The organism is Haemophilus sp. HMSC066A11, assembly GCF_001811665.1.
Classification (GTDB): domain Bacteria; phylum Pseudomonadota; class Gammaproteobacteria; order Enterobacterales; family Pasteurellaceae; genus Haemophilus; species Haemophilus influenzae.
In genome coordinates this window covers 20,215-45,559 of the sequence record NZ_KV805866.1, presented here as the reverse complement: position 1 = coordinate 45,559, position 25,345 = coordinate 20,215, and the positions used below count along the sequence as shown (strand labels likewise).

The following is a 25,345-nucleotide window of genomic DNA, read 5'->3' as shown; positions in this document are numbered from 1 at the left end:
AAGCTATTCTTGATGTTGATTGATGGTTTTAGTTAAGCCATTGCTAAAAATAATGCTTAATAAAATAGTAAAAATAATTGCAAAGCCAGGGAGTAATACCGTCCAAGGTGCAAGATAGAGTAGTTCTAAAGAATCTCGAATCATTGCGCCCCATTCTGGGGTTGGTCGTTGTGCGCCAAGGGAAATAAAACTTAACGCGCTAATATCCAACACGGCTATCACAAAAGCACGAGCCACTTCTTGAATATAAATAACAGTAATATTCGGTAAAATAGTGCTTTTTAATAAGGCTTGATTGGAAATGCCTTCAAGTTTTAGCATCAGCACATAATCTTTTTTCAATTCTTGTTGAATGGCTTGATAAATTGCATGGATGAAATACGGCAATATCGCTAAGAGTGTTGCGAACATTGCATTCCATAAACTTGGTTCCATTAATGTTGAAATAACAATGGCAATTAATAGAATAGGTAACGATAAAAAAGCATCAAAAATATGCCCGACAAAACGAGCTTTAATACCTTTCAGTAGTCCTGCAATAATTCCTAGTGCACCGCCTATTATTGCCACTGAAAAGACAACCAGTAAAGCAGAACCTAAGGTATAACGAGTACCCATAATTAAACGACTTAATATGTCGCGACCTAAATCATCAGTACCAAAGAAAAAAGCAATTTTTCCTCTATCTACCCAAGAAGGAGGCATTAATTCTTGCCCAATAAATTGTCGATTATCAGCATAAGGTGCAAGATAACTAGCAAAAAGTGCGGTAAAAATTAATGCGATTAATAAATAAAAGCTAAAAAGTGCGATGGTATTTTGACGAAAGCGTAACCAAATTTGAAAGATTGAGGTGCTTTCGCGGAATTCATCAGGTTCTTTATTTTGCATACCAACCTTTCTTTTTAAATGGATCGAGTATAAAAGTGAATATTTTAGTGAATGTATCAATCAAAATAATACATACACCAATAACAATTACACCTGCGGCAATGCTGTTGTAATCTTGTTCATTTACGGCATTAATTAACCAACGACCAATGCCAGGCCAACCTAAAGCCGTTTCTACCAACATACATTGCGTTAATACTAATGTGAATACACGTGGTACTTGTGGAACAAGCAGGGGAAAAGTATTACGGAATACATATTGATGGAGAATTTTCCATTTTGACCAACCCCGTGTTGTCGCTACTTTAGAAAAATTTTGATTCAAAATATATTCTGCTCGTTGATGAATAATGCGGATAATTTCCATTGTTGGCAAAATACACAATACCAATGTTGGTAAGGCTAAATGTTGCAATATATTTTGTACGATTTTTGTACGATAAGGCACTTCCATAAACCACATATCAATAACAGGAAATCCCGTAATGGATTTAATTTCGTAAAGCAAATTATATTGTCCAATAGCGGCAATTTCCCAATGTGAGAGCGCGGCAACATACAGTAAAATAGGGGCTAACCAAAATATTGGAATAGATAGCCCTACATAAGATAGGCTCTGTAAACTTTTTGCAAAAACTTGTTCAGAATTGACCGCACTTATAATGCCAAGTGGCAAACCAAAAATAAATGCCAAAAACAATGTAATGAAACAAAGTTCCAATGTGGGAGGAAGAACCGTAAGAATAAGGTTCATTAATGATTTTCCACCGTTATAGGTAATGCCAAAATCACCTTGTAACAAGGTGCCTAAATAATGGAAATAGCCGATATAAATGTTTTGTGTAACAAGATTCGCATTAAGAGGATCGCGCAATAAAATGACAAAGCCTAATAGCGATAATACGAGTAATAATAATGCCACCCACAGAATATGGCGAAGAACCGACCATAACATTAGTGTTTCTCCTGAATAAAATATAAGGTGGAAAAATCTAAGCTACCAAAAGGCGTCATTTTTACTCCTTTCACACGACTATTCGCGACTAAAATTCGTTTTACATTGGCAATAGGAATAATGGGTAATTCACGTAAAACGAGTTCTTGGGCTTCATTATAGGCTTTTACGCGTGAACTTAAATGTGAGGTGGTAATGGCGCGATCCATAAATTGATCAAATTCTTCATTACACCAATTAGATAAATTAGTGAGTTCATTTTTTGTTCCACAGCTTAAAATTGGACGCATAAAACCATCAGGATCAAGATTACCAGCTAACCAACCAGATAGAATCAAATCATAATTTTCCGATTGATTGCGTAATTGCGCAGTTAAAAATGGACGAGTTACGGCACGCACTTTAACTTTCACACCCGCTTGAGCTAAATCCCATTTTATCATTTCAGCCATTTTAAAAGGTGCAGGATTATAGACTTGTTCTTCATTAATTACCCATAAATTTAACAAAAGGTTTTTATCTGCTAATTTATTTTTGGCGATTTTGGGATTGTAATCAAACTCAAATTCTGGCGTATTGACACTTGAAGCCCAAGATACTTCAGGAATAATGTTATTCGCCACTGTCGCAGTATTGTGATAGATGTTGTGAATAATACGTGCGCGGTTCAAACTTTGTGAGATAGCTTCTCGAATGGTGCGATCCTGCATCAATGGCTTTTCAAAATTGAAGGCAAGATATGCCAAATTCATTCCGTCAGTGGATTGCATATAGTAGTGCTTATCGTTGCTCTTTAATAAGCCAATTTGGCTCACTTCAGGATAAGAGGCTATTTGACATTCATTATTGAAAAATTTGACGAGTCGCCCGTTTCTATCAGTAGATAAATCCACGATAATATTTTGAATTTTTGCTTCTTTTTTCCAATAGTTTTCGTTACGCACTAAGCGAACATATTGGTTATATACATAATCTTTTACTTGATAAGGCCCTGTGCCTACTGGGTGGGTATCTAATTGAGTAAGGTTGTCATCTGCGCTTAATTGATAGGCATATTCTTGTGAAAAAATAATGGCATACTGGCTGGCAAGATGCGACAAGATGGAGGAATCTGGCTCAAATAATTCAATTTTTACTTGATAAGGCGAAAGTGCGGTCACAGATTTGATTTTTTCGTTAAGTTTAATGCTATCAAAATAAGGAAAACGCACTTTTCTTGCTTGTTCGTGAAACACTTTATATTGTGGGTTACTATAGGTAACATTCGCCTCAGCTAAGGTTGGTAAATAAGTATTATGCCCTAATACACGATTAATCGAAAATACTACGTCTTCAGCGTTAAAATCACGTGTTGGGGTAAACCAAGGGGTTTGGTGAAATTTTACGCCGTGACGTAAATTTAATAAAATTTCTTTACCATCAGCTGAAATGGAATAAGATTGCGCCAGCATTGGTGTTAATGTTGCACTGTGATTTTTTATATCAAATAATTTGTTATAAATTTGTTCCGTGACCACATTCATACTGGTTCCTGCATCTGCCGTTTGCGGATTAAATGAAAAACCTGAAGCGTGGGTGCAATAAGTTAAGCCATTTTCAGTTAAAAATGTTGGAACACTTGGCGCAGCCTGTAATTCTACACTTTGGATTATACAGAGCAGAAAAGATAAAAATCTCAGATTTAGACGTAACATAACAAATGCATTGTGATAAATTATGTGTCAAATTGTAAGGCATATTAGTAAAAATGGCTAGGATATTGAATGTTTAATCGGGTTCAAAAGGAAATCAATCAAATTATTAATCGTGGTTTTGACCGCACTTTGCGCTTGGCGGTAACAGGGTTAAGTCGGAGTGGAAAAACGGCGTTTATTACAAGTTTAATCAATCAACTTCTCTCCATTAATCAACATTCATCACAGAATTTGCCCTTGTTTGAAGCAGCTAGAAATGGTTCAATTTTGGCAGTCAAACGAGTATCCCAACAAGATCTCAGCGTGCCACGTTTTGATTATGAAAGTAATTTAAATGATTTGTCACAAAATCCGCCTCAATGGTTTCAATCTACTCGTGGCGTGAGTGAAACTCGTTTAGCAATTCGTTTTCAACGTCAATCTGGCTTGCTACGCCATTTGAAAGAACGAGGCACGCTTTATCTGGATATTTTTGATTATCCCGGTGAATGGCTGCTCGATTTGCCGTTGTTAAATTTAGATTTTCAACAATGGTCACAAGAGCAAATTAAGGTAACAACAGGCATTCGTGAAGAATTGGCGGAGAATTGGCTCGCTATGTTGCAGGATTTGGATTTAAGTGCGGTCGAAAATGAAGATGTTTTAGCCAAGATAGCGAAAAGTTATACGGATTATTTACATCAATGCAAAGTGCAAGGCATGCAATTTATTCAGCCTGGGCGATTTGTATTGCCGAGTGATTTAGAGGGCGCGCCCGCATTACAATTTTTCCCATTAATTCATCTTTCAGAAAAACAGTGGCGAACCTTGAAAAAAACAGCAAAATCAAATAGCTATTTTGCTGTGCTGACAAAACGTTATGATTATTATCGCAATAAAATTGTGAAAGGTTTTTACGAAAATTATTTTTCTACCTTTGATCGTCAAGTTATTTTGGCGGATTGTTTAACGCCTTTAAATCACAGTCAGCAAGCCTTTTTAGATATGCAAATGGGCTTAAATCAGTTATTTAATAATTTCCATTATGGCAGCAGAAATTTTCTTCATCGTTTGTTTTCTCCGCGAATTGATCGATTAATGTTTGTTGCGACAAAGGCGGATCATATTACTCGTGATCAAATTCCTAATTTAGTAAGTTTAATGCGCCAAATTGTGCAAGAGGGTGGTCGCCATGTGGAATTTGAAGGAATCGATACGGAATATACCGCTATTGCGGCTGTTCGTACCACAAAGCAAGTGATTGTGAATCAGCAAGGAAAAGAAATTAAAGCAATTCAAGGGGTTCGTTCTATTGATAAACAGCTGATTACGATTTATCCAGGAACCGTGCCGAGTAAATTACCAAAAACAGAATTTTGGCAAAAACAACCGCACTTTGATTTTGATAGTTTTGAACCTCAGCCTTTAGAACAAGGGGAGAGCATTCCTCATTTGAGAATGGATGCGGTTTTACAATTTTTATTAAGTGATCGATTTGAATAAAAAAGGGCGGAAAATTTTTTAGATAGCCTATTTATTAATTGGGTCAACCCTTCCAAATTTCCTGTCTATGATATTCTAAATATCCTGTTCTCCCTTCAATCTTTAACATTGGATATTTTTTTCTGTCGCTTAATCCTAATTTTGAATAAGTCATTTTGGATAGAAAAGGAGAGAGTAGCATTTCTTGATTATCTGTGAAGGTAATGAAACCACGATCAAATAGATGATCTATGGTTGGTGTAAACATAAATCCGTTATATGGATCTGTTTTCTCAAAGTCATTTGATTTTGCCCATGGTTTAATATGACTTGCGATTAAAAGGCGATCATCAGAAATCAATGTAATTGGACAAAATGGACATTGTTCTAACAGTTTTTTCCTATATTCTCCCTGACCTTGCCGTGCTCTTAATTTTTCTGTTTTTTCACGACTATCAGGTTCTCCTAGGATATTTTTTTCTTCTTGTTCAAGAATAGCAGGGTGGATAACATCACCGAAATAATCTGCAAAGAGACGAATATAAAAAATAGGTTCTTTTAGAGTTTTTGAGTTAACTAGTTTTACGATAGAAATATATGTCACATTAGGTAAGGAAAGTTCTCGGATAAGTTCATATCCAAATTTTGATTGTTTATTATTAAATTTAACATACAATCTTGGGCCTGCAATTTGTGTTTGTTCTTCTATATCAAACCAAATTATTTCAGGCAGCTTGGTAATCTTTTGTCGGCGCTCTAACCACAATGTAGGGAGTTCACTAGCATTTTGATAAAGCTGTTCTGGAGATAAATATTCCTCTTTCGTCTCATCTAAGTATTTAATTAAATCCTGCTTTAGTAAAAAACAACGAACTATGAATCCATTCTCCCCAAAAAATGATCTATTTTCCTCATTTTCATTGCCGATATATAATTTTGCCTCTCCATTTCCATGACCTATTTTATTAGCTCTAACGACAAATGAATCCGCAATAGTAATCTTTTCTTTAGTATCTATAGGAAAATAAGTAATTCCATCAATTAACATTATTATACTCCATATTTTGTAATATCAATTTGTTTCAAAATAGCAATTAAAACATCAACAACGATACTATTTCCTGCTTGACGGTATGCTTGTGTATCACTTACAACAATTTGGAAATCATCTCTAAAGCCCATAAGTCGGAGGCATTCTCTTGGTGTTAATTTCCTAATGCGACCTTGATTATGAGTAACATAATTATCAACACCAGCGCGATGCATTTTATGCATTGTTTGTAATAATGGTCTTGCAACAGTTAAGTCGGTTTCTGTACTAGTTTTAAAATTCTTTGTACCACCAGCTAAAACATAATCGCGGATTTTATTTGATAAATAATATTTTTCTTCTACATCATTTACATTAAAAATAAACTCATCAAATTTACTACAATTAACAGCATATTCAAATATGAAATCCCCGTGCCAGTTAAATTGTTGATTGGCTTTTTGGCATAGCATTACATCACCGTTTATTTGAGTGTACCGTTTTTGGCGATTTTTAGAGCTAGTTACGAATTTAATTCCTTTTTCTTTTAGGTAATATTTGCTATCTGTGTAATCTTCTAGGAAATCTTGCATTGAATGCTCAAGAGGAATTTCTGCTGGAAACATAAATCCCCCTTGGGGAGGAGTTTTAAAACCAACCACGAAAATACGCTCACGATGTTGTGGTATACCATAATTTTTGCTGTTCATTACTTGAAAATATAAATCATAACCTAGTGCATGTAATACATCTTTTACTACCTGCCATGTTTTGCCATTATCATGATTCAATAATCCCTTTACGTTTTCATAAATAAAAATTTTTGGCTTTGTTTCATTGACTACACGGGCAAAATCATAGAATAAAGTACCACGAGTATCCTCCAAACCATGCCTTTTACCTACCATGGAGAACGCTTGACAAGGGCTTCCACCAACTAATAAATCTATTTGTTCTCGGTAAGGCGTCGCATCAAAGGTTGTAATGTCAGAATGCCAGTGCTCTTCTGATAATTGATAATTTGCTAAATAACTTTTTTTTACATGAGGGTCAATATCTCCAGCAAATATAATTTCATGATTTAATTTCAAACGTTTCATAGCCTGTTCAATCGCACCGATGCCGCTAAAAACAGTTGCTAAACGAATATGAGAACTGGGATTTGAAAAAGGTTTATTCCGCCAGTTTTCATATTGAAAGGAGAAAGGAAGGGAATAATTCTCTTGATTTTTATATGGTAAATTTGACACAAAATCATCTCTAATAAATTCGAAAGTCTTTGTTAATTATAACAAAAATTTCTTATAGCTGTCAGTGGGATATTCATGGGAAATATTTTCAGACGAACTCCTCCACCCTAAATTCCAATAATAACTGAAAACAATTATTGATATACCGTGAAGCGGGTATTTCTAAAAAACGGGAATGCAGCTACATCGCCTAAGTTCAGTGATGTAGTACGTTAGGATGATGTCGGCTTGGTTGCAGAGGACTATTTCGAGGGCGGTAAATTCGGGGCAACTATTGTATATTCTGAAAAATACCGCTTTTACTAAGGTAAAATAGGTCGTATTGCTTCTAATTTATTAGAAGGCAATTTTACCATAAGCTGAACAAACGAAAAGAGTGTAATAGACCCCAATGAATTAAAATATGAGGAAAGTAAGTAATATTTATCGCCAATTAAGGATTTATTTAACAATGAAATTATGGCTTATGATTTAGTGCGAATCTCGAATTTTAAAATCACCCGAATGATGAAACAAGCTGTAGCAAGGCTTGAAGGAGCAAAAAACATTTTACATTCCGACCAAGGTTGGCTGTATTAGATGATAGGCTATCAAAACATACTAAGAGAGAATGACATTCAACAAAATATGTCAAGGAAGGGAAATTGTTTAGATAACAGTGCAATGGAAATTTTTTGGATGGTTAAAAACGGAATGTTATTATGGTAAACGATTTGAAACGTTCGAACAGCTGAAAAAAAACGATACATGAGTACATTCATTATTGCAACCATGACCACATATGCGGTCTTTGAGCACTTGCTGCATAATACCTAAAAAGTGCGGAAAATTTTCCGCACTTTTTTCATCTTTCTAGCCCGTATTGCGCATCCCAGCCGCGATACCTGTGATGGTAATCATCAATGCTTGTTCCACATCGGGATTGACTTGCTCTGGATTTTCACGGAAACGGTGGAGCAATTCCACTTGCAGTAGATTGAGTGGATCCGTGTAGATATTACGTAATGCGATTGAATCTGCAATCCAAGGTAAATCAGACATCAATTCACTTTGGTGAGAAAGTGAAAGGACGGTTTGAATATCATCTTCAAGTTGCTTACGTAAATTTTCACCTAAATACCAAAGCTCTTTTTTCACTAATCGTTGATCATATTGTTGGGAAAGCCAAGTATCCGATTTACTAAATACCATTTCCAACATTCCGATTCGCGTTGAAAAGAACGGCCAGTTTTCGCACATTTTATGAATAATATCGCCTTTGCCTTGTTCAATAACTTGACGAATAGCTGCACCAGCCCCTAACCAAGCGGGCAGCATTAAACGGTTTTGCATCCAGGCAAAAATCCACGGGATCGCACGTAAACTTTCCACACCGCCATTTGGATTGCGTTTTGCAGGGCGAGAGCCAAGCGGCAATTTGGAGAGTTCCTGTTCTGGCGTCGCACTGCGGAAATAAGGCACAAAATCTTTATCGCCACGCACCACACCACGATAAATATCGCAAGAAATCGTGGAAAGCTCGTCCATTATAGTACGCCATTCTGGTTTCGGTTCTGGTGGCGGTAAAAGATTTGCTTCTAAAATGGCGCTGGCGTAAAGATCAAAGGTTTCTACTGCTACTGCGGGTAAACCCAGTTTGAAACGAATCATTTCGCCTTGTTCTGTTACACGTAAACCATTTTTTAAGGAACGAGGTGGCTGAGAAAGTAATGCCGCATGTGCTGGTGCACCGCCACGACCAATTGTGCCACCACGTCCGTGGAATAAAGTGAGTTCAATGCCAAGTTTTTCTGTTAAATTCACTAAGGCTTCTTGTGCACGGTATTGCGCCCAAGAGGCAGCCATCATTCCCGCATCTTTTGCCGAATCTGAATAGCCAATCATTACCATTTGACGATTATTGATCACGCCACGATACCAACCCACATTGAAAAGTTGAGTCATCACTTTTTCGGCTGCATCTAAATCCTCTAAGGTTTCAAATAATGGCACAACAGGAATGTGATATGGCACGCCTGATTCTTTTAAGAGTAAATGAACGGCTAAAACATCAGAGGCACTGCGCGCCATCGAAATAACATAACAAGCTATTACACCTTGTTTTTGTTGAGCAATGACTTTACAAGTATCTAAAATTTCTTTGGTTTCAGGCGATGGTGTCCAGTTTTGCGGAATTAATGGACGACGAGAGCTTAATTCGCGAATTAAGAAAGCCTGTTTATCGTCTTCCATCCATTGAGAGTAATCGCCTAAACCAATATAGCGCGTGATTTCAGCAATGGCATCGGTATGACGGGTGCTTTCTTGGCGAATATCCATTTGAGAAAGTGTCACGCCAAAACAACTAATACGGTGCAAAATATTCAGCAATGAACCATTCGCAATAATGCGCATACCGCATTGAATTAAAGATTGATAACAATCGTAAAGCGGCTCCCACAGTTGATTATCTTCCAAAATAATCTCGCTTTCGGAGACTCTTGGTGTGCGATTAGATAAGTGATCATCAAAATAAGCTAATGTTGCTGTAAGTTGATTGCGTAAATTTTTTACTACGAAACGATAGGGTTCTAAATGTTCGCCGTATTTATCACGAAATTCATCGCTACATTTCATCATTGAAAGTTCATCGGCTAATTTGCTGATGTCTTGTAAGAATAAATCCGCCGCTTTCCAACGGGCAAAATAAAGTACTTTTTTGGTAATTTGTGCGGTAACAAATGGATTTCCATCACGGTCGCCGCCCATCCAAGAGGAAATACGCACAGGTTTTAATCCCACCGGCAAATCGTAACCTAAAAATTCACGGGCGGTTTCGTTGAGTTGGCGTAAAAATTCTGGCACAGCTTGCCACAAACTGTTTTCTAACATCGCAAAGCCCCATTTCGCTTCATCAAATGGTGTTGGACGAACAGTACGAATTTCGTTGGTATGCCATGCTTCAGCGATTAAACGAAGTAATAGACGCTCAATAATATTGCGTTCTTTTTCCGTTAAATCATGATGTTCTAGCTTGCTTAAACATTTATTGATTTCAATGTGTTTATGAATTAATGAACGACGTGTTGTTTCTGTTGGATGTGCGGTCAGAACAAGCTCAATTAATAATTTTTCGACGGTTTTATGCACCTCTTCCACTGAAGCATTTTGTTCTTTTAAGCGTTTGAAAAGTTCGCTTAAGGATTGAGAAGAACTTTGTGCAAGAGAATGTTCACGGGAAATGGTTTGATATTGTTCTGCTATGTTAGTGAGGTTTAAAAATTGACTGAAAGCACGTGCGACGGGAATAATATTTTCATTAGAAATACTACCTAGCGTATCGAGCAATGCTTGTCTTGCTTTATCATCGCCAGCACGAGAATTACGAGAAAGTTTACGAATGTTTTCGATTAACTCGAGAATATCCTCGCCCTGTGCATCATTGATGGTTTCTCCGAGAAAACGCCCTAACATACTAATGTTATTGCGCAGAGTACTGTACTCTTGTGTCATAGGAACTCCTAAAAGTAAAAAATAAAATTTGTCAGTTGGCGATAGATATAACTAAAAATAGGGTGGAGGGCAAATGCTATTCAGAGAAATTTTGAAAATAATCAAGAAAAGCTAAAAAATAGCTAAAAAAGAACCGCACTTTTTAGGGATTGTTTAAAAAGTGCGGTCTATTTTTGCTAAGTTTATAAAATCGATTTAACGGATTTTCGAATGATAAGCTCAGGGGTTATATCGATACGACTATATTGTTGAACACCTTCATCTTTGTGAGTAATTCGTTCTAACAGAATATTTACTGCCTGTCTGCCTAAACGTAGTTTTGATTGATGAACGGTGGTTAATGGTGGTGCGTAGAAACGTGAGGCGTGAATATCATCATAGCCGATAATTGACATATCCTCTGGCACACGCAAGCCTTTTTCTGTTAGTGCTGATATTGCACCGAGTGCCATCACATCGTTACAGCAGAATAGGGCGGTTGGTAATTCCTCTTGAGTCAGTAAACGATTCATACATTCATAGCCATCTTCAGGCTCAAATGCACCCTCTAGTACCCAAGACGGATTGATTGTTAATTTAGCTTCTTCCATTGCTTTTTCAAAGCCTTCATAACGCGTTCTTGCGGTAGTTTTATTGAGTTCACCGCAGATAATCCCGATTTTTTTATGACCGCACTCTATAAGATGTTTGGTTGCTAAATAACCGCCATCAAAACTATGATCATCAATCACATCGGTATTGGTATTTGGGCCCCAATCCATTACAACCATTGGAATAGTGGAAAATGATGAAAGTAAATCCAATGAATCCTGAGTATATTCAGAACACATTACAAGCAAACCATCGACCCTTTTTTTTGCCAACATTTCTAAATGATTTTTGACTTTTTCAGGATCATTTTGTGTGTTACACAAAAATAAAGAATAACCTTGTCGATAGCAATGTTCTTCAACAGAATGGATTATTTCGGCAAAATACGGTGCTTCACTGGTTGTCACAATCATACCAATGGATTTGGTGGTATTGACTTTTAAACTGCGTGCCACAGCACTAGGGGAATAATTAAGTTGTTTAATTGCGGATAACACCGCTTCTTCCGTATCTTTTGCAACGAAACGGGTTTTATTAATTACGTGAGATACGGTTGTGGTGGACACACCAGCCATTTTTGCCACATCTTTAATTGTTGCCATATATTTAAATCCCTAAAAAATTTTTCCTATTATAAAGGTTTGTTGAGAATTTAGTCATCTTTATTGCAAATTTTTTATAAAAAGAAGTGATTTTTTCGTATTATTCTTGCTAGAATGTCTGCGTTATTTTTTTATGAGGAGAACAAAATGAGCGATTTTGGTTATGCAATGATTATGGTTGTTTTTAGTATGTCTGTTGTCGTGGGGCTTGCACTTTCAATCTTTTAATCAAATCAACTTTTTATTATCACCGCAGTTTTGTTTCTACAAAGTGCGGTGATTTTTTTTCGGTGTTTTGCTTGCCCGTTTAAAATATGGTAAAACTAATGCCGCTTTATTCACAACATATATAGGAAGTTCTATGTCAAATTTACAAGCAATTATTGAAGCTGCATTTGAAAAACGTGCAGAAATTACACCAAAAACCGTTGATGCAGAAACGCGTGCGGCAATTGAAGAAGTGATCGAAGGATTAGATTCTGGAAAATATCGTGTAGCCGAAAAAATTGCTGGCGAATGGGTAACACATCAATGGTTAAAAAAAGCGGTATTGCTATCTTTCCGCATTAACGATAACCAAATCATTGACGGCGCAGAAACAAAATATTACGACAAAGTGGCATTAAAATTTGCGGATTACACTGAAGAACGTTTTACTGAAGAAGGTTTCCGTGTTGTGCCTTCTGCAACGGTGCGTAAAGGCGCATATATTTCTAAAAACTGCGTATTAATGCCATCTTATGTAAACATTGGTGCTTACGTTGGCGAAGGCACCATGGTAGATACTTGGGCGACGGTAGGTTCATGCGCACAAATTGGTAAAAACGTGCATTTATCGGGTGGTGTAGGCATCGGCGGCGTGTTAGAACCATTACAAGCTAACCCAACCATTATCGGCGATAACTGTTTTATTGGCGCGCGTTCAGAAGTGGTTGAGGGTGTTATCGTTGAAGATGGTTGTGTTATTTCAATGGGAGTATTCATTGGTCAATCAACCAAAATTTATGATCGTGAAACAGGCGAAATTCATTACGGCCGTGTACCAGCAGGTTCTGTGGTGGTATCAGGTAGCCTTCCATCAAAATGTGGAAAATATAGCCTATATTGTGCCGTGATCGTGAAAAAAGTGGATGCAAAAACTTTAGGAAAAGTGGGCATCAATGAATTATTACGTTCTATTGAAGAATAGTAAAAAATATAAAAAAAGACCGCACTTTTAAAGTGCGGTCTGAAAATCAAAAGAAATTAAGCAGCGAACGGATCACGTAAAATCATTGTTTCTACACGATCAGGGCCAGTTGAAAGAATATCAATAGGTACGCCAGTTACTTCTTCAATACGTTTAATATAGTTAATGCAGTTTTGTGGCAATTTATTTACATCTGTGATGCGGAAAGTATTTTCTTTCCAACCTGGTAATGTTTCATAAATTGGTTCTACACCTTCCCAATCTTTCGCCGCTAACGGTGCATATTCAACGATTTCGCCATTTGGCATTTTGTAAGCAACACAGATTTTTACTTCATCAAAACCATCTAATACGTCTAGTTTAGTCATACAGAAACCAGAAATAGAGTTAAGTTGGATTGCACGACGAATGGCGACGGCATCGAACCAACCGCAACGACGTGGACGGCCTGTTACCGCACCAAATTCGTTACCTTTACGTGCAATTTCAGCACCTACATCATCAAATAATTCAGTTGTGAATGGGCCACCACCTACACGAGTACAGTAAGCCTTAATGATACCAAGTACATAATCAAGATTACGCGGGCCAAAACCAGAGCCTGTTGCAACACCACCAGCCGTTGTGTTTGAGCTGGTTACATACGGATAAGTACCGTGGTCGATATCTAACATTGTCCCTTGTGCGCCTTCAAATAAAATATGTTCGCCATTTTTGCGCGCAGTATCAAGAATTGTAGTGATATCTGCCACCATACCTGTGATTACATCGGCAATTGCCATTACATCATCTAAGGTTTTTTGATAATCGACAGGTTCAACTTTGTAGTAGTTCACCAATTGGAAATTATAGTATTCAAGGATGTTTTTGAGTTTTTCGGCAAAGGCTTCTTTATTAAATAAATCGCCTACGCGTAAACCACGACGAGCTACTTTATCTTCATAAGCTGGGCCAATACCACGACCAGTTGTACCTATAGCTTTTTTGCCAAGGGCTGCTTCGCGTGCGTGATCCATTGCAACGTGATAAGGCAGAATCAAAGGACAAGCTTCTGAAATTAATAAACGTTCACGAACTTTAATACCTCGGCTTTCAAGTTCGCCCATTTCTTTCATTAATGCTTCAGGCGAAACCACAACGCCATTACCAATTAAGCAAGTTACGTTTGGATGTAACATACCAGATGGAATTAAACGTAATACGGTTTTTTCGCCATTGATAATAAGTGTGTGACCTGCGTTATGGCCGCCTTGATAACGAACTACGTATTTTACGCGATCCGTCAAAAGATCAACGATTTTTCCTTTACCTTCATCGCCCCATTGTGCGCCTAAGATAACAACGCTTTTTCCCATAATTTCCGCCTTTTATTCGGTTAAATTAGTCAAATGAACAGCCGTTTACTTTACTCTTTTTCGGCTTTAATCTCAATGATATAAAAGAAAAAGTGTGGTGATTTTTCACCGCACTTTAGGTTTAAATTTTATTCAAATAAGGATTTGTGTAACGAGCGTACAATTTCATCAGAATGTTCACTTTGTACTAACATACAAACATTGTTGGTACTTGCCCCATAACTAATCATTCGCACATTATAAGATTGAACAGTATCAAAAATACGTTTTGCCACACCTGAAGTGATATGCAGATCATTGCCAATTAATTTTTCACGTTCTGTCGCTTTTACACCATTTACTAAAGCCACTAATAAATTTGTTACACCAGCTGATGCAGAAAGCACAACTACGCGTGTATTGGGATCGGCAATGACAATTTTTGCACAAGCTGTCATCGCATTGTAGTTAGCAACAGATGTTCCGCCAAATTTGGCGACTGAGAGATGGGGCATAAGATACTCCTAGATGTTGTGTTTTTTTTAGAATAGTGGGTATAGAAATAACGATTTAGGCATTTTTTGTCAAATAAATTTTAATTAACAATAAATGAACGCATAAAAGAAAAAATAGGATTAGGAAAAATTTGGCTGTTGAGAAAGCCATATAAGTTGTTTAAATGAATAAAAAATAAGTGATATGCTTCATTAATAACCAAACAAACATAAAATTACTTTTTTTGTAAAAAAGTATTTGACGAGGATCATCAAAATTAGCATAATACGCCCCGCAAAGCCGATATGGTTAAGCAAATTAAGTGATGGCTACATAGCTCAGTTGGTTAGAGCACAACACTCATAATGTTGGGGTCGCAAGTTCGAATCTCGCTGTAGCCACCAAATTTGCGGGACTGGCGAAATTGGTAGACGCACCAGATTTAGGTTCTGGCGCCGAGAGGTGTGTGGGTTCAAGTCCCTCGTCCCGCACCATTTATCGCTTTGTAATTCAAATAGTCGTTGGGGTATCGCCAAGCGGTAAGGCACTGGGTTTTGATCTCAGCATTCCTAGGTTCGAATCCTAGTACCCCAGCCATACTATCAAAAAAGTCTTCTTTATATCTAATCAAAGATTTATCTAATTGGGGTATCGCCAAGCGGTAAGGCACTGGGTTTTGATCTCAGCATTCCTAGGTTCGAATCCTAGTACCCCAGCCATATTTTCAATATCTTCGTAATAACTTGCAAAAATCGTTATTTGATAAAAAATTAAAGTTTAGGTATTTATTGGGAAATAATTAAAATACTCAGAACAAAAAAGCTAAGATTGATCTCTTAGCTTTTTTACTTTGTTCAAACTTGTGAATTACGCGCGTTTGAAGTCAATGTGAACCAATTTTGGTTTGAATGGGTGACGTTGCATTGCTTGTACTTTAACTGCAACTTCTTTACCACCGATCACTAAAGTAATCACTTCAGAATAGAAAGATTCGTGTGCTTGCGCGTTGTTTAATTCATCGTGGTTTAAGATGATTGAAACGGGCTCTTCGCTGCCACCATAAACGATTGCAGGGATTTGACCATTGTTACGCAGGCGGCGGCTCGCACCCTTACCTTGCGCTGTACGAACTTCAGCGTTAAATTTAAATGCCATTTTTATGTTCTCTTGAAATTAAATGTTAAAAGAAAGAAAATCGCAGGCGACCCAGCAATTTTCCTAAAAACCGCTCAAAGACAAGCCTTGAGAGCCGTGGATTATAGAATATCCTTATTTTCAAATCAAACTTTTTTCTAGGCTTTTTGATTTGAAAAGATTAAAATGTGAACCAATTTTTTATCACATCTATTAATATAATAAAAAAGCAGGAACAAATGGAATTTTTAATTGGATTTTTTACTGAATATGGTTATTGGGCTGTTCTTTTTGTTTTAATTATTTGTGGATTTGGTGTGCCGATTCCAGAAGATATCACGTTAGTTTCTGGCGGTGTCATTGCGGGGCTTTATCCAGAAAATGTCAATTCTCATTTGATGTTGCTGGTTAGTATGATTGGTGTGCTTGCTGGCGATTCCTGTATGTATTGGCTTGGTCGAATTTATGGCACGAAAATTTTACGTTTCCGACCAATACGTAGAATCGTAACATTACAGCGTTTAAGAATTGTGCGTGAAAAATTCAGTCAATATGGCAATCGAGTACTGTTTGTTGCACGATTTTTACCCGGTTTACGTGCTCCAATTTATATGGTATCAGGTATTACACGCCGTGTAAGTTATGTTCGTTTTGTTTTAATAGATTTCTGTGCTGCGATTATTTCTGTACCTATTTGGATTTATCTTGGGGAATTGGGGGCTAAAAATTTAGATTGGCTACATACACAAATTCAAAAAGGTCAAATTGTGATTTATATATTTGTTGGGTTACTTGTACTATTCTTTTTTTGGAAATGGAAAAAATCTAAAAAATCAACGCAATAATAGAATAATAAACGGCTAAAAATATTTCTATTTTTAGCCGCACTTTTTAATTTTCTTCTTTATTTTCTTCTTTATTTTCTTTAAATAAGCCTGATGCACCATCCGAATAATCTCTAGGCTGTTCATTTTGAGATTTATCTGTTGCAGTAATTAACTGTTGGGTGAATAAACCTTTGTGATCTTTTTCGCCCAGTAAATTATTGGAGGAAGTTGCGTAGTGGCGATAAAGTTTTTGATAATCGTTAATTAAGGTTTTGAATAACTCAGCACTTTCTGCAAAATGTTTTTCGATTTGCGCCTTTTGTGTATCAAGCTGGGTTTTGACTGTTTTTAATTCAGCCTCTGTTTTAGCTTGATGTTTTACCGAGCCTTTGGTTAAACGCACAATAATGTAACCAATAAATAACCCAACAATAAAAGCGATACCAATTGCTACCCAAATTTCATTTGTCCAATTTTCCATAATATTCTCCTGTTTATTCGGCTTAAAAAACTAACAAGTTGCAATAATAACAATTTCAACTTTCCAACGAGGATCCGCTAATTTAGCTTCCACTGTCGCTCGACTTGGTGGGCTAACATGATCGACCCATTCATCCCAAGCTTGATTTAATTGAACATAATCTTGCATATCTGCCAAGAAAATTTGCGCAGTTAAAATATTGCTTTTATTGGAGCCAATTTCTGCTAACAATTTATCAATTAAACCTAATACTTCTTTGGTTTGTTCGTAGGTATTTTGCTCGATGGTTAATTCTGGAACTTGCCCTGCAAAATAGGCGAGGTTGTTATGAATTGAAACTTCACTTAAACGTGCATTGGGTAAAATGCGTTGAATTGTCATAGGGTTCTCCTTTGGGGTGTTTTCTTCTATTCTAAATAGCCTTTACTGCTTTGTAAAATCCTCTTTACTAGGCTAAAATATCCGACAATTATTCTCAATTATTTAATTATTATGAAACTGCTTATCTCTAATCAGCACGGTGCTATTGTTATGGCACTACTGCCTTTTATTTATGGTATGTTGCTTGCTAATCCAGTATGGGCGCACATGTTTTTATTATTAGGATGGTTTTCGCTTTATTTGATGACTTATCCTTTTTTGAATTTGTTTAAAGGTAAAAATCTTGAGTTATATAAAAAATGGTCTGTGATTTATTTTGCTGCCGCCGTGATTTTTGCGATTCCCGCGTTAATTTATAATTGGCAGGTGTTGTATTTTATGTTTGCCATGTTACCGTTTGTTGCGGTGAATATTTATTTCACCAAGAAAAAAGATGAGCGCAATTTATGGAATGACTTGGCAGGGATCTTAATTTTTGCCCTAGCTGGAATGGGATCCTATTACTTTTCTGACCGCACTTTTGATGAAAAAATACTTTGGGTGGCGATTTATCCAACATTATTTTTTATTGGAACAACACTTTATGTAAAATCAATGATGCGTGAACGAAAAAATCCACGTTATTTTTGGGCATCAGTGATTTTTCACTTATTATGTGTGCTGATTTTTGTGGTTTCGCAACAATTTATTTTAGCATTAGCTTTTGTGCCTGGATTAGTGCGAGCGGTTTATCTGCCCACTAAAAAGCTTTCTGTTATGCAAGTTGGACTAACAGAATTTGCGATTACTGCCGTATTTTTTATTTTACTTTTAGTAGCAACCTTGTAAATGAAACTGAAGTTATTTTTTCATATAGTATTACTTTGTTTTAGTTTGCCTGTTTGGGCGATGAAAACCATTGATATTACAGCGAATTCGAAAATGGATGATCAAGCAAGAATGAATTTGGCGCAAGAGTTTGCCAATAAACAGCAATGGAGCTCTGTTTTCGATATCATGTATCCGATGGCGTTAGAGGGAAACACCACTGCTCAAAGCAATCTAGGTATGTTATATAACCTTGGGCGTGGCACGGTGAGAGACTATGAAAAGGCTTATTGGTGGTTTAGCGAAGCGGCAGAGAAGGGTAGTGTGAAAGGGCTAAATAACCTTGGCGTTATGTATCTACGTGGCGATTACGTCAAACAAAATACAGAGCAAGCCATTAAGCTTTTTGAACGTACAGCTCGAGCTAAAGATACGGATGCGATGATGATGTTAAGTAATATTTATCGCTTACAAAACCAACCTGAAAAATCATTGGAATGGCTGAAAAAAGCAGCTGAATTAGGCAATAAGGAAGCAAAACAGCGTTTATCTAGTCAGCCATAATCTTAAAAGTGCGGCTATTTTAATCGCACAAATTTCACGCCACTATGTTGCAATAGCAATTTCATTGGATCTTCATCATTCGAGACTGTTTTTTCACGTAATTCAATTAATTTCATCCGTAAATGGGCGAGTTCGTGAATCCTTGTTGCCACCTCTTTAATGTGTTTATCTAACACACGATTAATTTCTTCTGCTTGTTGTTTGGAGGCATTTTCTAAATTCAGTAGGCTTTTTATTTCACTTAATGAAATATCTAAATTTCGGCAGTTACAAATAAATGATAAACGTTGCAAGTGTTCTTCATTATATTGCCGAAAATTGCCTAAAGTACGTTTTGGGGGCGGGATTAAACCTTGTTGTTCATAATAACGGATGGTTTCTACGGTACAGCCTAGGGCTTTAGCAAGTGCTCCAATTTTCATCAATTTCCTTAAAAAATGACTTGATTCTAAAGTTACTTCATATTTTATCATACGCCTAGATTTTCTTAAACAAACAAGGAGTATCCAAAATGGAATTGAAAAAAATCGCTGTAGGATTAACCGCACTTTTAGGTATGTCTGTTGCTAACGCACATAATGTTTGGCTTGAGCCTGCTTCATCGCAAGATGAATACGTAGTGAAATTTGGACATGAACAAACTGAAACCTATCCAGAATCTAAACTTAAATCTATCCAAGCCTTAAATGCGCAAGGCAAATTAACTGCTGTTGATTACCAATTCAGAAATGGCGAAGCCTATCTTATGCCTAAATCAGATTTAGTTTTCGTTCATTTCGATAATGGTGTATGGTCAAAATTACCAAGCGGTAAATACGTTGAAAAAACAAAACGTGAAGAACCAACAGCAGAATTTAGTACTAATCCTGTTAAATTTGGTAAAGCGATTTTGAAATGGGATGCTGAATCTTTCAAATCTCATCAACAAGCATACGAATTGATTCCTCAAGAAAAAGCACAAGCGAATAAACCACTTTCTATCCTTGTTTTACATAATGGTAAACCAGTTCAAGGCATTAAAGTGGGTGTGAGTGAAGATGCACCGTTCAATTTAACTAATGAAAAAGGTATCGCTCAATTTACCCCAACTAAAGGCTTCAACAAAGTATGGGCAGAGTTTGAGGAAAAAGTAACAAATAATGCAGATTACGATCGTCGAACTGTGGAATATATGCTAACTTTTGACGCGCAATAATATGGATTTGGGATGAAAAAATTTGCTTTTTTAACCGCACTTTTTGCGGCTTGCTATCTCCCGAATGCTTATGCCCACGCGCTTTATGTGTTTGCCCAATATGATGGGCAAACACTTTCTGGCAAATCCTATTATTCTGATATGACCCCAGCAGCTGAAACTTATTTAGAAGTTTTCCGCTCAGGTGTTTCTGATCCCGTTTTAACTGGAAAAACAGACCGCCAAGGTGCATTTAAGCTTTCTATTGCTGATGTACCACATACAACCTTAAAAGTTGTGGTGGAAGGCGATGAAGGACACCGTGCGTCCGTTGTTGCTGCTGCTCATACGTCTGCCGAAAATCAAAGCAGTGCAGATTTAATGCTGCTTCGTGAAGATATTGCGCATTTAAAAGATAAAATTTATTTGCATGATATTTTAGGTGGAATCGGTTATATCGTTGGTATTGCTGGACTTATTGCTTTACGTAATGCACGTAAAATTAAACAAGGACGTATTTAATGCATTTATCTGAAGGCGTGTTACATACGCCTATTTTATTAGGTGGCGCAGTGCTTGCTGTTGCGGGCATTGCCGTGGGGTTGCGTCGTTTAGAATCAGAACGTTTACCGCTCACCGCACTTTTTGCCGCTGCATTTTTTGTGGCAGGAACCATTCATGTGCCAGTCGGAATTGGTAGCGTGCATTTAATTTTAAATGGCATGGCTGGTTTATTTCTTGGGTGGGCTGTTTTTCCAGCATTCCTCATCGCACTTTTATTGCAAGTCATTTTCTTTTCTTTTGGTGGATTTGCCGTGTTAGGCGTCAATCTTTGTGTGATGGCAACGCCAGCGGTGATCGCTCATTATCTTTTCCGTTCTCGTTTACAGCCACAAATGGCATTAAAAGATCGCTTATTAGTTGGTATTGGAGCTGGCGTAATTGGCGTTGGCGGGGCAGGTGCGCTTGCTTCTTTTGTGCTGATGTTAGATGGTGGAAAAAGTTATCTGAATCTTGTTTGGCTCTTGCTAGTCTCTCATATTCCAGTATTTATTTTGGATAGTATTATCAGCGTAGGGGTGATTACCTTGCTTGGTAAAATGTATCCTGAAGTCATGAATCGTACCGAGAATTTCTCTTAATGAAAATTCATCGCTTATTTCAACCGCACTTTAGGTTGATTTATCTGTTTATTTGGGGGCTAATCATTAGTGGATTGAGTGATCTCACTTGGCTTATCCCCTTTAATACGCTTGCAGTTTCTCTCTTTTTTATTTCACTGCTGTTCAGTCAAAAATCTTTTTTGCCCTATCTTAGACGTTGGTTTGCTTTAGTTATTTTTATTGCTTTAATGTGGGTGACATTAAGTTGGAAAATTGGAGAAAATGGCATTGAACTCAATTTTCAAGGCATCGAATTAGCAGAAAAATTAAGTTTACGGACTCATTTATTGCTGATTTCTCTTTGGCTTTTTTTATTGAATATTAATGATGCGGTGCTTGTTCAAGCCATTGGTAAATTGCCTTTGCCAGAAAAATTAATTCAACTTTTTGTGCTGACCGTACGTTACATTGCATTGCTTGGCGAATTGCGTCAAAAAATGGATATTGCTATGCGCGCTCGTGGATTTCGTCCTAGGCTTAACCGCCGAACCCTTTATGTGACAGCTCAAAGTGTCGCTTTATTATTGATTCATGCCCTGCTGAAAGCTGAAACCGCGCAAATGGCGTTAAAATGTCGTGGTTTTCAGTTTGGCAAAAAGAGAGAAAAATAATATGTTAGCTGTAAATAATCTTTGTATAGAACGCAATGGTAGAGCGATTATTCAAGATTTGAGTTTTACCTTGGAAGGTCAAAAACGCCTCTTCGTACAAGGGGAAATTGGTTCAGGAAAAACCACTTTACTGCTTGCTTTGTTGGGATTTGTTCCTGTAACCAAAGGGGAAATTAAATTATTTGGCAAAGTTTGTCGTGAAGAAAAAGATTTTGCGCCCTTTCGTGGCACGATTGGTATTTGTTTTCAAAATGCCGATGATCAACTTTTTGGCCCAACAGTGTTGGATGATGTTGCCTTCGGGCCATTAAACCAAAATATGCCCAGAGAGCAGGCGTATCATATCGCAGAGCAGCAATTAGAACGTCTTGGTATCACAGGTTTAAAAGATCGTATGGTGCATACCCTATCTGGTGGTGAGAAAAATTTCACGGCACTTGCTGGTGTCTTAGCGATGCAGCCAAAAATTTTATTATTAGATGAACCCACCAATGGATTAGATCGAAAAAATACTGAAAAATTGACCGCACTTTTGCGTGAGCTTTCCTTACCCATGTTGATTTCATCCCATCATCATGGATTTATTAACGAATTAGCCACAGAAATTATTAGATTTACCAACAAATGAACCATTGCCGAGAATTTGTTAATGATTAAATAAAATTAAAGCCTTGATAATCAAGGCTTTATTTTTTACTTACAATATTTTAGAGGATATATTATTTCTAACCCTATTAAAGCACTTTCACAATGCTTTCACATAAATAGCGAATATTATCTTCAGTAATACCAGCCACATTGATACGACCAGAACGAACAGCATAAATGGCAAATTCTTCTTTTAAGCGATCCACTTGTTCCCCAGTTAATCCACTGAAAGAGAACATACCGTTTTGTTCAATGATAAAGCTGAAATCTTGTTCCGCACCGTATTCTTTTAATAACTGAACGAATAAATGACGCATTTTTTTGATACGTTCGCGCATTTCAGTTAATTCATTTTCCCACTCTTGGCGAAGTTGAGTGTCATTTAATACTGTTGCTACAGTTGCGCCGCCGTGAGATGCAGGGTTAGAGTAGAGTGTACGAATAATTGATTTCACTTGGGTTAATGCGGTTGATGCAATTTCTGCATTTTCTGCCACAAGAGTAAAGGCACCAACACGTTCATTATATAAACCAAAGTTTTTCGAGAATGAACTCGCTACTAACAATTCTTTGTGGTTTGCCGCAAAAGCACGCAAGCCATAAGCATCTTCATCTAATCCATTGGCTAAACCTTGATAAGCAAAGTCAAAGAGTGGCAACCAGCCGTTTTTCGCCGAAAGTGCGGCTAATTCTTGCCATTGTTCTGGAGTAGGGTCAATACCAGTCGGATTATGGCAACAACCGTGTAAAAGCACCACATCGCCTTCGCTTGCTTGGCTTAAATCTTCAAGTAAATGATCCCAATCAAGGGCTTTGCGTTCAGCATCATAATAACGATATTCACGAATTGTCATACCGACGGCATTGAAAATGGCATTGTGGTTTGGCCAAGTTGGGGTGCTGATCCAAACATTTTGTGCTTTAGTTTGACGTTTAATAAATTCTGCCGCAATGCGTAATGCGCCTGTTCCGCCTAAACTTTGTACTGTTCTTGCACGATTAGATTTGATGACTTCAGAATCTTTACCGAAAAGTAACGCTTTTGTTTGTTCGTTATAATCAGCAATACCATCGATAGTCAGATAATTTTTCGTTTTTTCCTTATCAAATAAGCGTTTTTCTGCTTCTTTCACTGCACGCATAATCGGGGTTGTGCCTTGCGCATCTTTATAAACGCCAATACCCAAGTTAATTTTATTTTCGCGAGTTTCGGATTTGAATGCTTCGCCTAAGCCTAAGATTGGATCGGCTGGTGCCGCTTTAATATGTTCAAACATAGCTTTTCCTTATGTATCAGTTGTGTGATGGATAATTTTATACTTCAGCCGTTTTATTTTATCAAGAAAGATTTTTATAAAAATTAACCGCACTTTAATATTTTTAAATATTTATCAAAAAGTGCGGTCATTTTTTACATTATTTTAGTTTTTCAATCGCCCAATTTAATCCTGATTGATAATCTTCGGGTAATTCAATTCGGAGCTTTTCTAATTGTTGAATAATGACCGCTTTATTAGGATGAGAAAGATTGATATGCCCAACCTTACGCCCAGCCCTCACTTCTTTACCGTACCAATGAAGTTGTGCAAAAGGTATATTAAGCCATTTTGGATTATGGTTTGTGCCGATTAAATTTACCATTACACTTGGGGCAAAAATTTGTAAGTCAGGTGTTGGCAAATCAAGTAGCGTGCGTAAATGTAATTCAAATTGACTAATAGCACATCCCAGTTGTGTCCAATGTCCACTGTTATGTACGCGAGGCGCAAGTTCGTTAATTAGTAATTTGTCGCCTACAACAAAACATTCCATTGCCATCACACCCACATAGCCTAACTTATCCATAATTTTGCCGAGCATTGTTTCAGCTTGTTTTTGTTGTGCGGATTGTTGAGGAAATGCATTATCAATCACACTGTAACGCAAAATACCATTTTGTTGCAGGTTATGCGTAACGGGATAAAAACGCTTTTCGCCATTTTTAAATCTTGCGCCTACAATAGAAACTTCATAATCAAAAGGAATAAATTTTTCTGCGATCACTTCACCAAATAAGTCATCAGTGATGTCCGCTTTGTTTTCATCGCTGATAATCCATTGACCACGCCCATCATATCCGCCTGTTCTACGTTTGACGACGACTTTCTCGCCAACAGTTTGGAAAACATCATTCCATTGCGTTTTATCTTTTAATAAACACCAAGGCGAGGTAGAAAGATTGAGTTCATCAAGCAAGGATTTTTGAGCAAAACGATCGGCTAATAATCCAAATACATGTTGATTAACGAAGTTTTTATGATTGCCGAGTAATTCAGTCAAAGGTGTTTTTTCCCAGCGTTCAATTTCTGCCGTGATGATCGCATTTTCAGGTAAGTCAAAAACTGGCGCATTGAAGGCTAAGGGTTCAACATAAATATCTAAAGGTGCACCAGCGTAACCTAACATTCTGCCGAGTTGTCCGTTGCCAAGTACATAAACCGTTGGGTATAAGGTGGAGTTTTGCATAATATTTCTCGTTAAATTTACGAAAAAAACAACCGCACTTTAAAAGTGCGGTCAGATCTGAAGATA

At 37.1% G+C, this 25,345-nt stretch carries 25 protein-coding genes, 4 tRNA genes and 1 pseudogene; 15 read left to right on the top strand and 15 right to left on the bottom strand.

Annotated features, from left to right (window positions below; translation table 11 throughout):
• Window positions 1-3 precede the first annotated feature (3 nt).
• Genes HMPREF2813_RS03215 through HMPREF2813_RS03205 form a run of 3 tightly spaced genes read right to left on the bottom strand, consistent with a single transcriptional unit; the run spans window position 4 to window position 3,540 of the window.
• Window positions 4-891 carry an ABC transporter permease subunit gene (locus tag HMPREF2813_RS03215; RefSeq protein ID WP_014550878.1) on the bottom strand — a complete coding sequence of 296 codons (888 nt, stop codon included), beginning with the start codon at window positions 889-891 and terminating at the stop codon, window positions 4-6.
• Entirely contained in the window at window positions 881-1,846 is a 966-nt protein-coding gene (locus tag HMPREF2813_RS03210) for an ABC transporter permease (protein ID WP_005647370.1), read from the bottom strand. The genes HMPREF2813_RS03215 and HMPREF2813_RS03210 overlap by 11 nt, the downstream gene beginning before the upstream one ends.
• Window positions 1,846-3,540: an ABC transporter substrate-binding protein gene (locus HMPREF2813_RS03205; protein ID WP_014550877.1), complete on the bottom strand. Its 1,695-nt coding sequence runs from the start codon at window positions 3,538-3,540 to the stop codon at window positions 1,846-1,848. The genes HMPREF2813_RS03210 and HMPREF2813_RS03205 overlap by 1 nt, the downstream gene beginning before the upstream one ends.
• Before the next feature lie 69 nt (window positions 3,541-3,609).
• Between HMPREF2813_RS03205 and HMPREF2813_RS03200 the strand changes: the two genes are divergently transcribed.
• On the top strand, window positions 3,610-5,022 hold the full coding sequence (locus tag HMPREF2813_RS03200) for a YcjX family GTP-binding protein (RefSeq protein WP_014550876.1): 1,413 nt from the start codon (window positions 3,610-3,612) through the stop codon (window positions 5,020-5,022).
• A 43-nt stretch (window positions 5,023-5,065) separates the two neighbouring features.
• Here the strand turns inward: HMPREF2813_RS03200 and HMPREF2813_RS03195 are convergent, their stop codons facing one another.
• Both HMPREF2813_RS03195 and HMPREF2813_RS03190 read right to left on the bottom strand, forming a co-directional pair.
• Window positions 5,066-6,049 (bottom strand): HNH endonuclease, encoded by a 984-nt coding sequence (locus HMPREF2813_RS03195; protein ID WP_012054436.1) that lies wholly within the window; start codon window positions 6,047-6,049, stop codon window positions 5,066-5,068.
• Window positions 6,050-6,051: 2 nt separating this feature from the next.
• The gene (locus tag HMPREF2813_RS03190) at window positions 6,052-7,281 is read right to left on the bottom strand and encodes a DNA cytosine methyltransferase (protein WP_012054435.1); all 1,230 of its coding nucleotides are present in this window, start codon (window positions 7,279-7,281) and stop codon (window positions 6,052-6,054) included.
• 306 nt (window positions 7,282-7,587) lie between these two features.
• On the opposite strand from HMPREF2813_RS03190, the pseudogene HMPREF2813_RS09520 reads away from it, so the two are divergent.
• Window positions 7,588-8,075, top strand: a pseudogene (locus HMPREF2813_RS09520) (DDE-type integrase/transposase/recombinase); the annotation flags it as partial.
• 58 nt (window positions 8,076-8,133) lie between these two features.
• Here HMPREF2813_RS09520 and ppc read toward each other — a convergent pair.
• Both ppc and purR read right to left on the bottom strand, forming a co-directional pair.
• Window positions 8,134-10,773: a phosphoenolpyruvate carboxylase gene (gene ppc, locus HMPREF2813_RS03180; RefSeq protein WP_042602065.1), complete on the bottom strand. Its 2,640-nt coding sequence runs from the start codon at window positions 10,771-10,773 to the stop codon at window positions 8,134-8,136.
• Window positions 10,774-10,955: 182 nt separating this feature from the next.
• On the bottom strand, window positions 10,956-11,966 hold the full coding sequence (purR, locus tag HMPREF2813_RS03175; protein ID WP_014550874.1) for an HTH-type transcriptional repressor PurR: 1,011 nt from the start codon (window positions 11,964-11,966) through the stop codon (window positions 10,956-10,958).
• Between the two features lie 361 nt (window positions 11,967-12,327).
• On the opposite strand from purR, the gene dapD reads away from it, so the two are divergent.
• On the top strand, window positions 12,328-13,155 hold the full coding sequence (gene dapD / locus HMPREF2813_RS03170; RefSeq protein ID WP_005632504.1) for a 2,3,4,5-tetrahydropyridine-2,6-dicarboxylate N-succinyltransferase: 828 nt from the start codon (window positions 12,328-12,330) through the stop codon (window positions 13,153-13,155).
• 56 nt (window positions 13,156-13,211) lie between these two features.
• On the opposite strand, the gene purA is transcribed toward dapD, so the two are convergent.
• Together purA and HMPREF2813_RS10120 are read right to left on the bottom strand one after the other, a co-directional pair.
• Window positions 13,212-14,510: an adenylosuccinate synthase gene (gene purA / locus HMPREF2813_RS03165; RefSeq protein WP_005660513.1), complete on the bottom strand. Its 1,299-nt coding sequence runs from the start codon at window positions 14,508-14,510 to the stop codon at window positions 13,212-13,214.
• 128 nt (window positions 14,511-14,638) lie between these two features.
• Window positions 14,639-15,004, bottom strand: a complete 366-nt coding sequence (locus tag HMPREF2813_RS10120; RefSeq protein WP_005689212.1) for an ACT domain-containing protein — start codon at window positions 15,002-15,004, stop codon at window positions 14,639-14,641.
• A gap of 307 nt (window positions 15,005-15,311) precedes the next feature.
• Here HMPREF2813_RS10120 and HMPREF2813_RS03155 point away from each other — a divergent pair.
• The 4 genes from HMPREF2813_RS03155 (at window position 15,312) to HMPREF2813_RS03140 (ending at window position 15,703) form a co-directional block, all read left to right on the top strand.
• Window positions 15,312-15,388 (top strand) — tRNA-Met (locus HMPREF2813_RS03155).
• Window positions 15,389-15,393: 5 nt separating this feature from the next.
• Window positions 15,394-15,478, top strand: a tRNA-Leu gene (locus HMPREF2813_RS03150).
• 28 nt (window positions 15,479-15,506) lie between these two features.
• Window positions 15,507-15,581: transfer RNA gene (locus tag HMPREF2813_RS03145), tRNA-Gln, on the top strand.
• 47 nt (window positions 15,582-15,628) lie between these two features.
• Window positions 15,629-15,703: transfer RNA gene (locus tag HMPREF2813_RS03140), tRNA-Gln, on the top strand.
• Window positions 15,704-15,851: 148 nt separating this feature from the next.
• On the opposite strand, the gene rplY is transcribed toward HMPREF2813_RS03140, so the two are convergent.
• Window positions 15,852-16,139, bottom strand: a complete 288-nt coding sequence (gene rplY, locus HMPREF2813_RS03135; RefSeq protein WP_005660520.1) for a 50S ribosomal protein L25 — start codon at window positions 16,137-16,139, stop codon at window positions 15,852-15,854.
• A gap of 218 nt (window positions 16,140-16,357) precedes the next feature.
• On the opposite strand from rplY, the gene HMPREF2813_RS03130 reads away from it, so the two are divergent.
• Window positions 16,358-16,963, top strand: coding sequence for a DedA family protein (locus HMPREF2813_RS03130; RefSeq protein ID WP_005686571.1), 606 nt, complete (start codon window positions 16,358-16,360; stop codon window positions 16,961-16,963).
• Between the two features lie 46 nt (window positions 16,964-17,009).
• Here HMPREF2813_RS03130 and HMPREF2813_RS03125 read toward each other — a convergent pair whose 3' ends face one another.
• Together HMPREF2813_RS03125 and HMPREF2813_RS03120 are read right to left on the bottom strand one after the other, a co-directional pair.
• Entirely contained in the window at window positions 17,010-17,426 is a 417-nt protein-coding gene (locus tag HMPREF2813_RS03125; protein ID WP_005686573.1) for a Z-ring associated ZapG family protein, read from the bottom strand.
• Between the two features lie 30 nt (window positions 17,427-17,456).
• Complete coding sequence (locus tag HMPREF2813_RS03120; protein WP_005686574.1) at window positions 17,457-17,807, bottom strand: RidA family protein; 351 nt, start codon at window positions 17,805-17,807, stop codon at window positions 17,457-17,459.
• Between the two features lie 111 nt (window positions 17,808-17,918).
• Between HMPREF2813_RS03120 and HMPREF2813_RS03115 the strand changes: the two genes are divergently transcribed.
• Both HMPREF2813_RS03115 and HMPREF2813_RS03110 read left to right on the top strand, forming a co-directional pair.
• On the top strand, window positions 17,919-18,635 hold the full coding sequence (locus HMPREF2813_RS03115) for a YwiC-like family protein (protein WP_011272458.1): 717 nt from the start codon (window positions 17,919-17,921) through the stop codon (window positions 18,633-18,635).
• Window positions 18,636-19,178 carry a tetratricopeptide repeat protein gene (locus tag HMPREF2813_RS03110; RefSeq protein ID WP_005686578.1) on the top strand — a complete coding sequence of 181 codons (543 nt, stop codon included), beginning with the start codon at window positions 18,636-18,638 and terminating at the stop codon, window positions 19,176-19,178.
• A gap of 14 nt (window positions 19,179-19,192) precedes the next feature.
• On the opposite strand, the gene HMPREF2813_RS03105 is transcribed toward HMPREF2813_RS03110, so the two are convergent.
• Window positions 19,193-19,600 (bottom strand): Cd(II)/Pb(II)-responsive transcriptional regulator, encoded by a 408-nt coding sequence (locus HMPREF2813_RS03105; RefSeq protein WP_005686580.1) that lies wholly within the window; start codon window positions 19,598-19,600, stop codon window positions 19,193-19,195.
• 89 nt (window positions 19,601-19,689) lie between these two features.
• On the opposite strand from HMPREF2813_RS03105, the gene HMPREF2813_RS03100 reads away from it, so the two are divergent.
• Genes HMPREF2813_RS03100 through HMPREF2813_RS03080 form a run of 5 tightly spaced genes read left to right on the top strand, consistent with a single transcriptional unit; the run spans window position 19,690 to window position 22,754 of the window.
• Window positions 19,690-20,373 (top strand): DUF4198 domain-containing protein, encoded by a 684-nt coding sequence (locus HMPREF2813_RS03100; RefSeq protein ID WP_005671602.1) that lies wholly within the window; start codon window positions 19,690-19,692, stop codon window positions 20,371-20,373.
• A 12-nt stretch (window positions 20,374-20,385) separates the two neighbouring features.
• Entirely contained in the window at window positions 20,386-20,874 is a 489-nt protein-coding gene (locus HMPREF2813_RS03095) for a hypothetical protein (RefSeq protein ID WP_005686582.1), read from the top strand.
• Entirely contained in the window at window positions 20,874-21,494 is a 621-nt protein-coding gene (gene cbiM, locus HMPREF2813_RS03090; protein WP_005660548.1) for a cobalt transporter CbiM, read from the top strand. Before HMPREF2813_RS03095 ends, cbiM begins: the two co-directional genes overlap by 1 nt.
• Window positions 21,494-22,126 carry an energy-coupling factor transporter transmembrane component T family protein gene (locus tag HMPREF2813_RS03085; RefSeq protein WP_042593846.1) on the top strand — a complete coding sequence of 211 codons (633 nt, stop codon included), beginning with the start codon at window positions 21,494-21,496 and terminating at the stop codon, window positions 22,124-22,126. Before cbiM ends, HMPREF2813_RS03085 begins: the two co-directional genes overlap by 1 nt.
• A 1-nt stretch (window position 22,127) precedes the next feature.
• Window positions 22,128-22,754: an energy-coupling factor ABC transporter ATP-binding protein gene (locus HMPREF2813_RS03080; protein WP_011272462.1), complete on the top strand. Its 627-nt coding sequence runs from the start codon at window positions 22,128-22,130 to the stop codon at window positions 22,752-22,754.
• A gap of 106 nt (window positions 22,755-22,860) precedes the next feature.
• Here the strand turns inward: HMPREF2813_RS03080 and HMPREF2813_RS03075 are convergent, their stop codons facing one another.
• Window positions 22,861-24,051 (bottom strand): amino acid aminotransferase, encoded by a 1,191-nt coding sequence (locus tag HMPREF2813_RS03075; protein WP_005657030.1) that lies wholly within the window; start codon window positions 24,049-24,051, stop codon window positions 22,861-22,863.
• 139 nt (window positions 24,052-24,190) lie between these two features.
• Window positions 24,191-25,279, bottom strand: a complete 1,089-nt coding sequence (purK, locus tag HMPREF2813_RS03070; protein ID WP_005686592.1) for a 5-(carboxyamino)imidazole ribonucleotide synthase — start codon at window positions 25,277-25,279, stop codon at window positions 24,191-24,193.
• Between the last annotated feature and the right edge of the window lie 66 nt (window positions 25,280-25,345).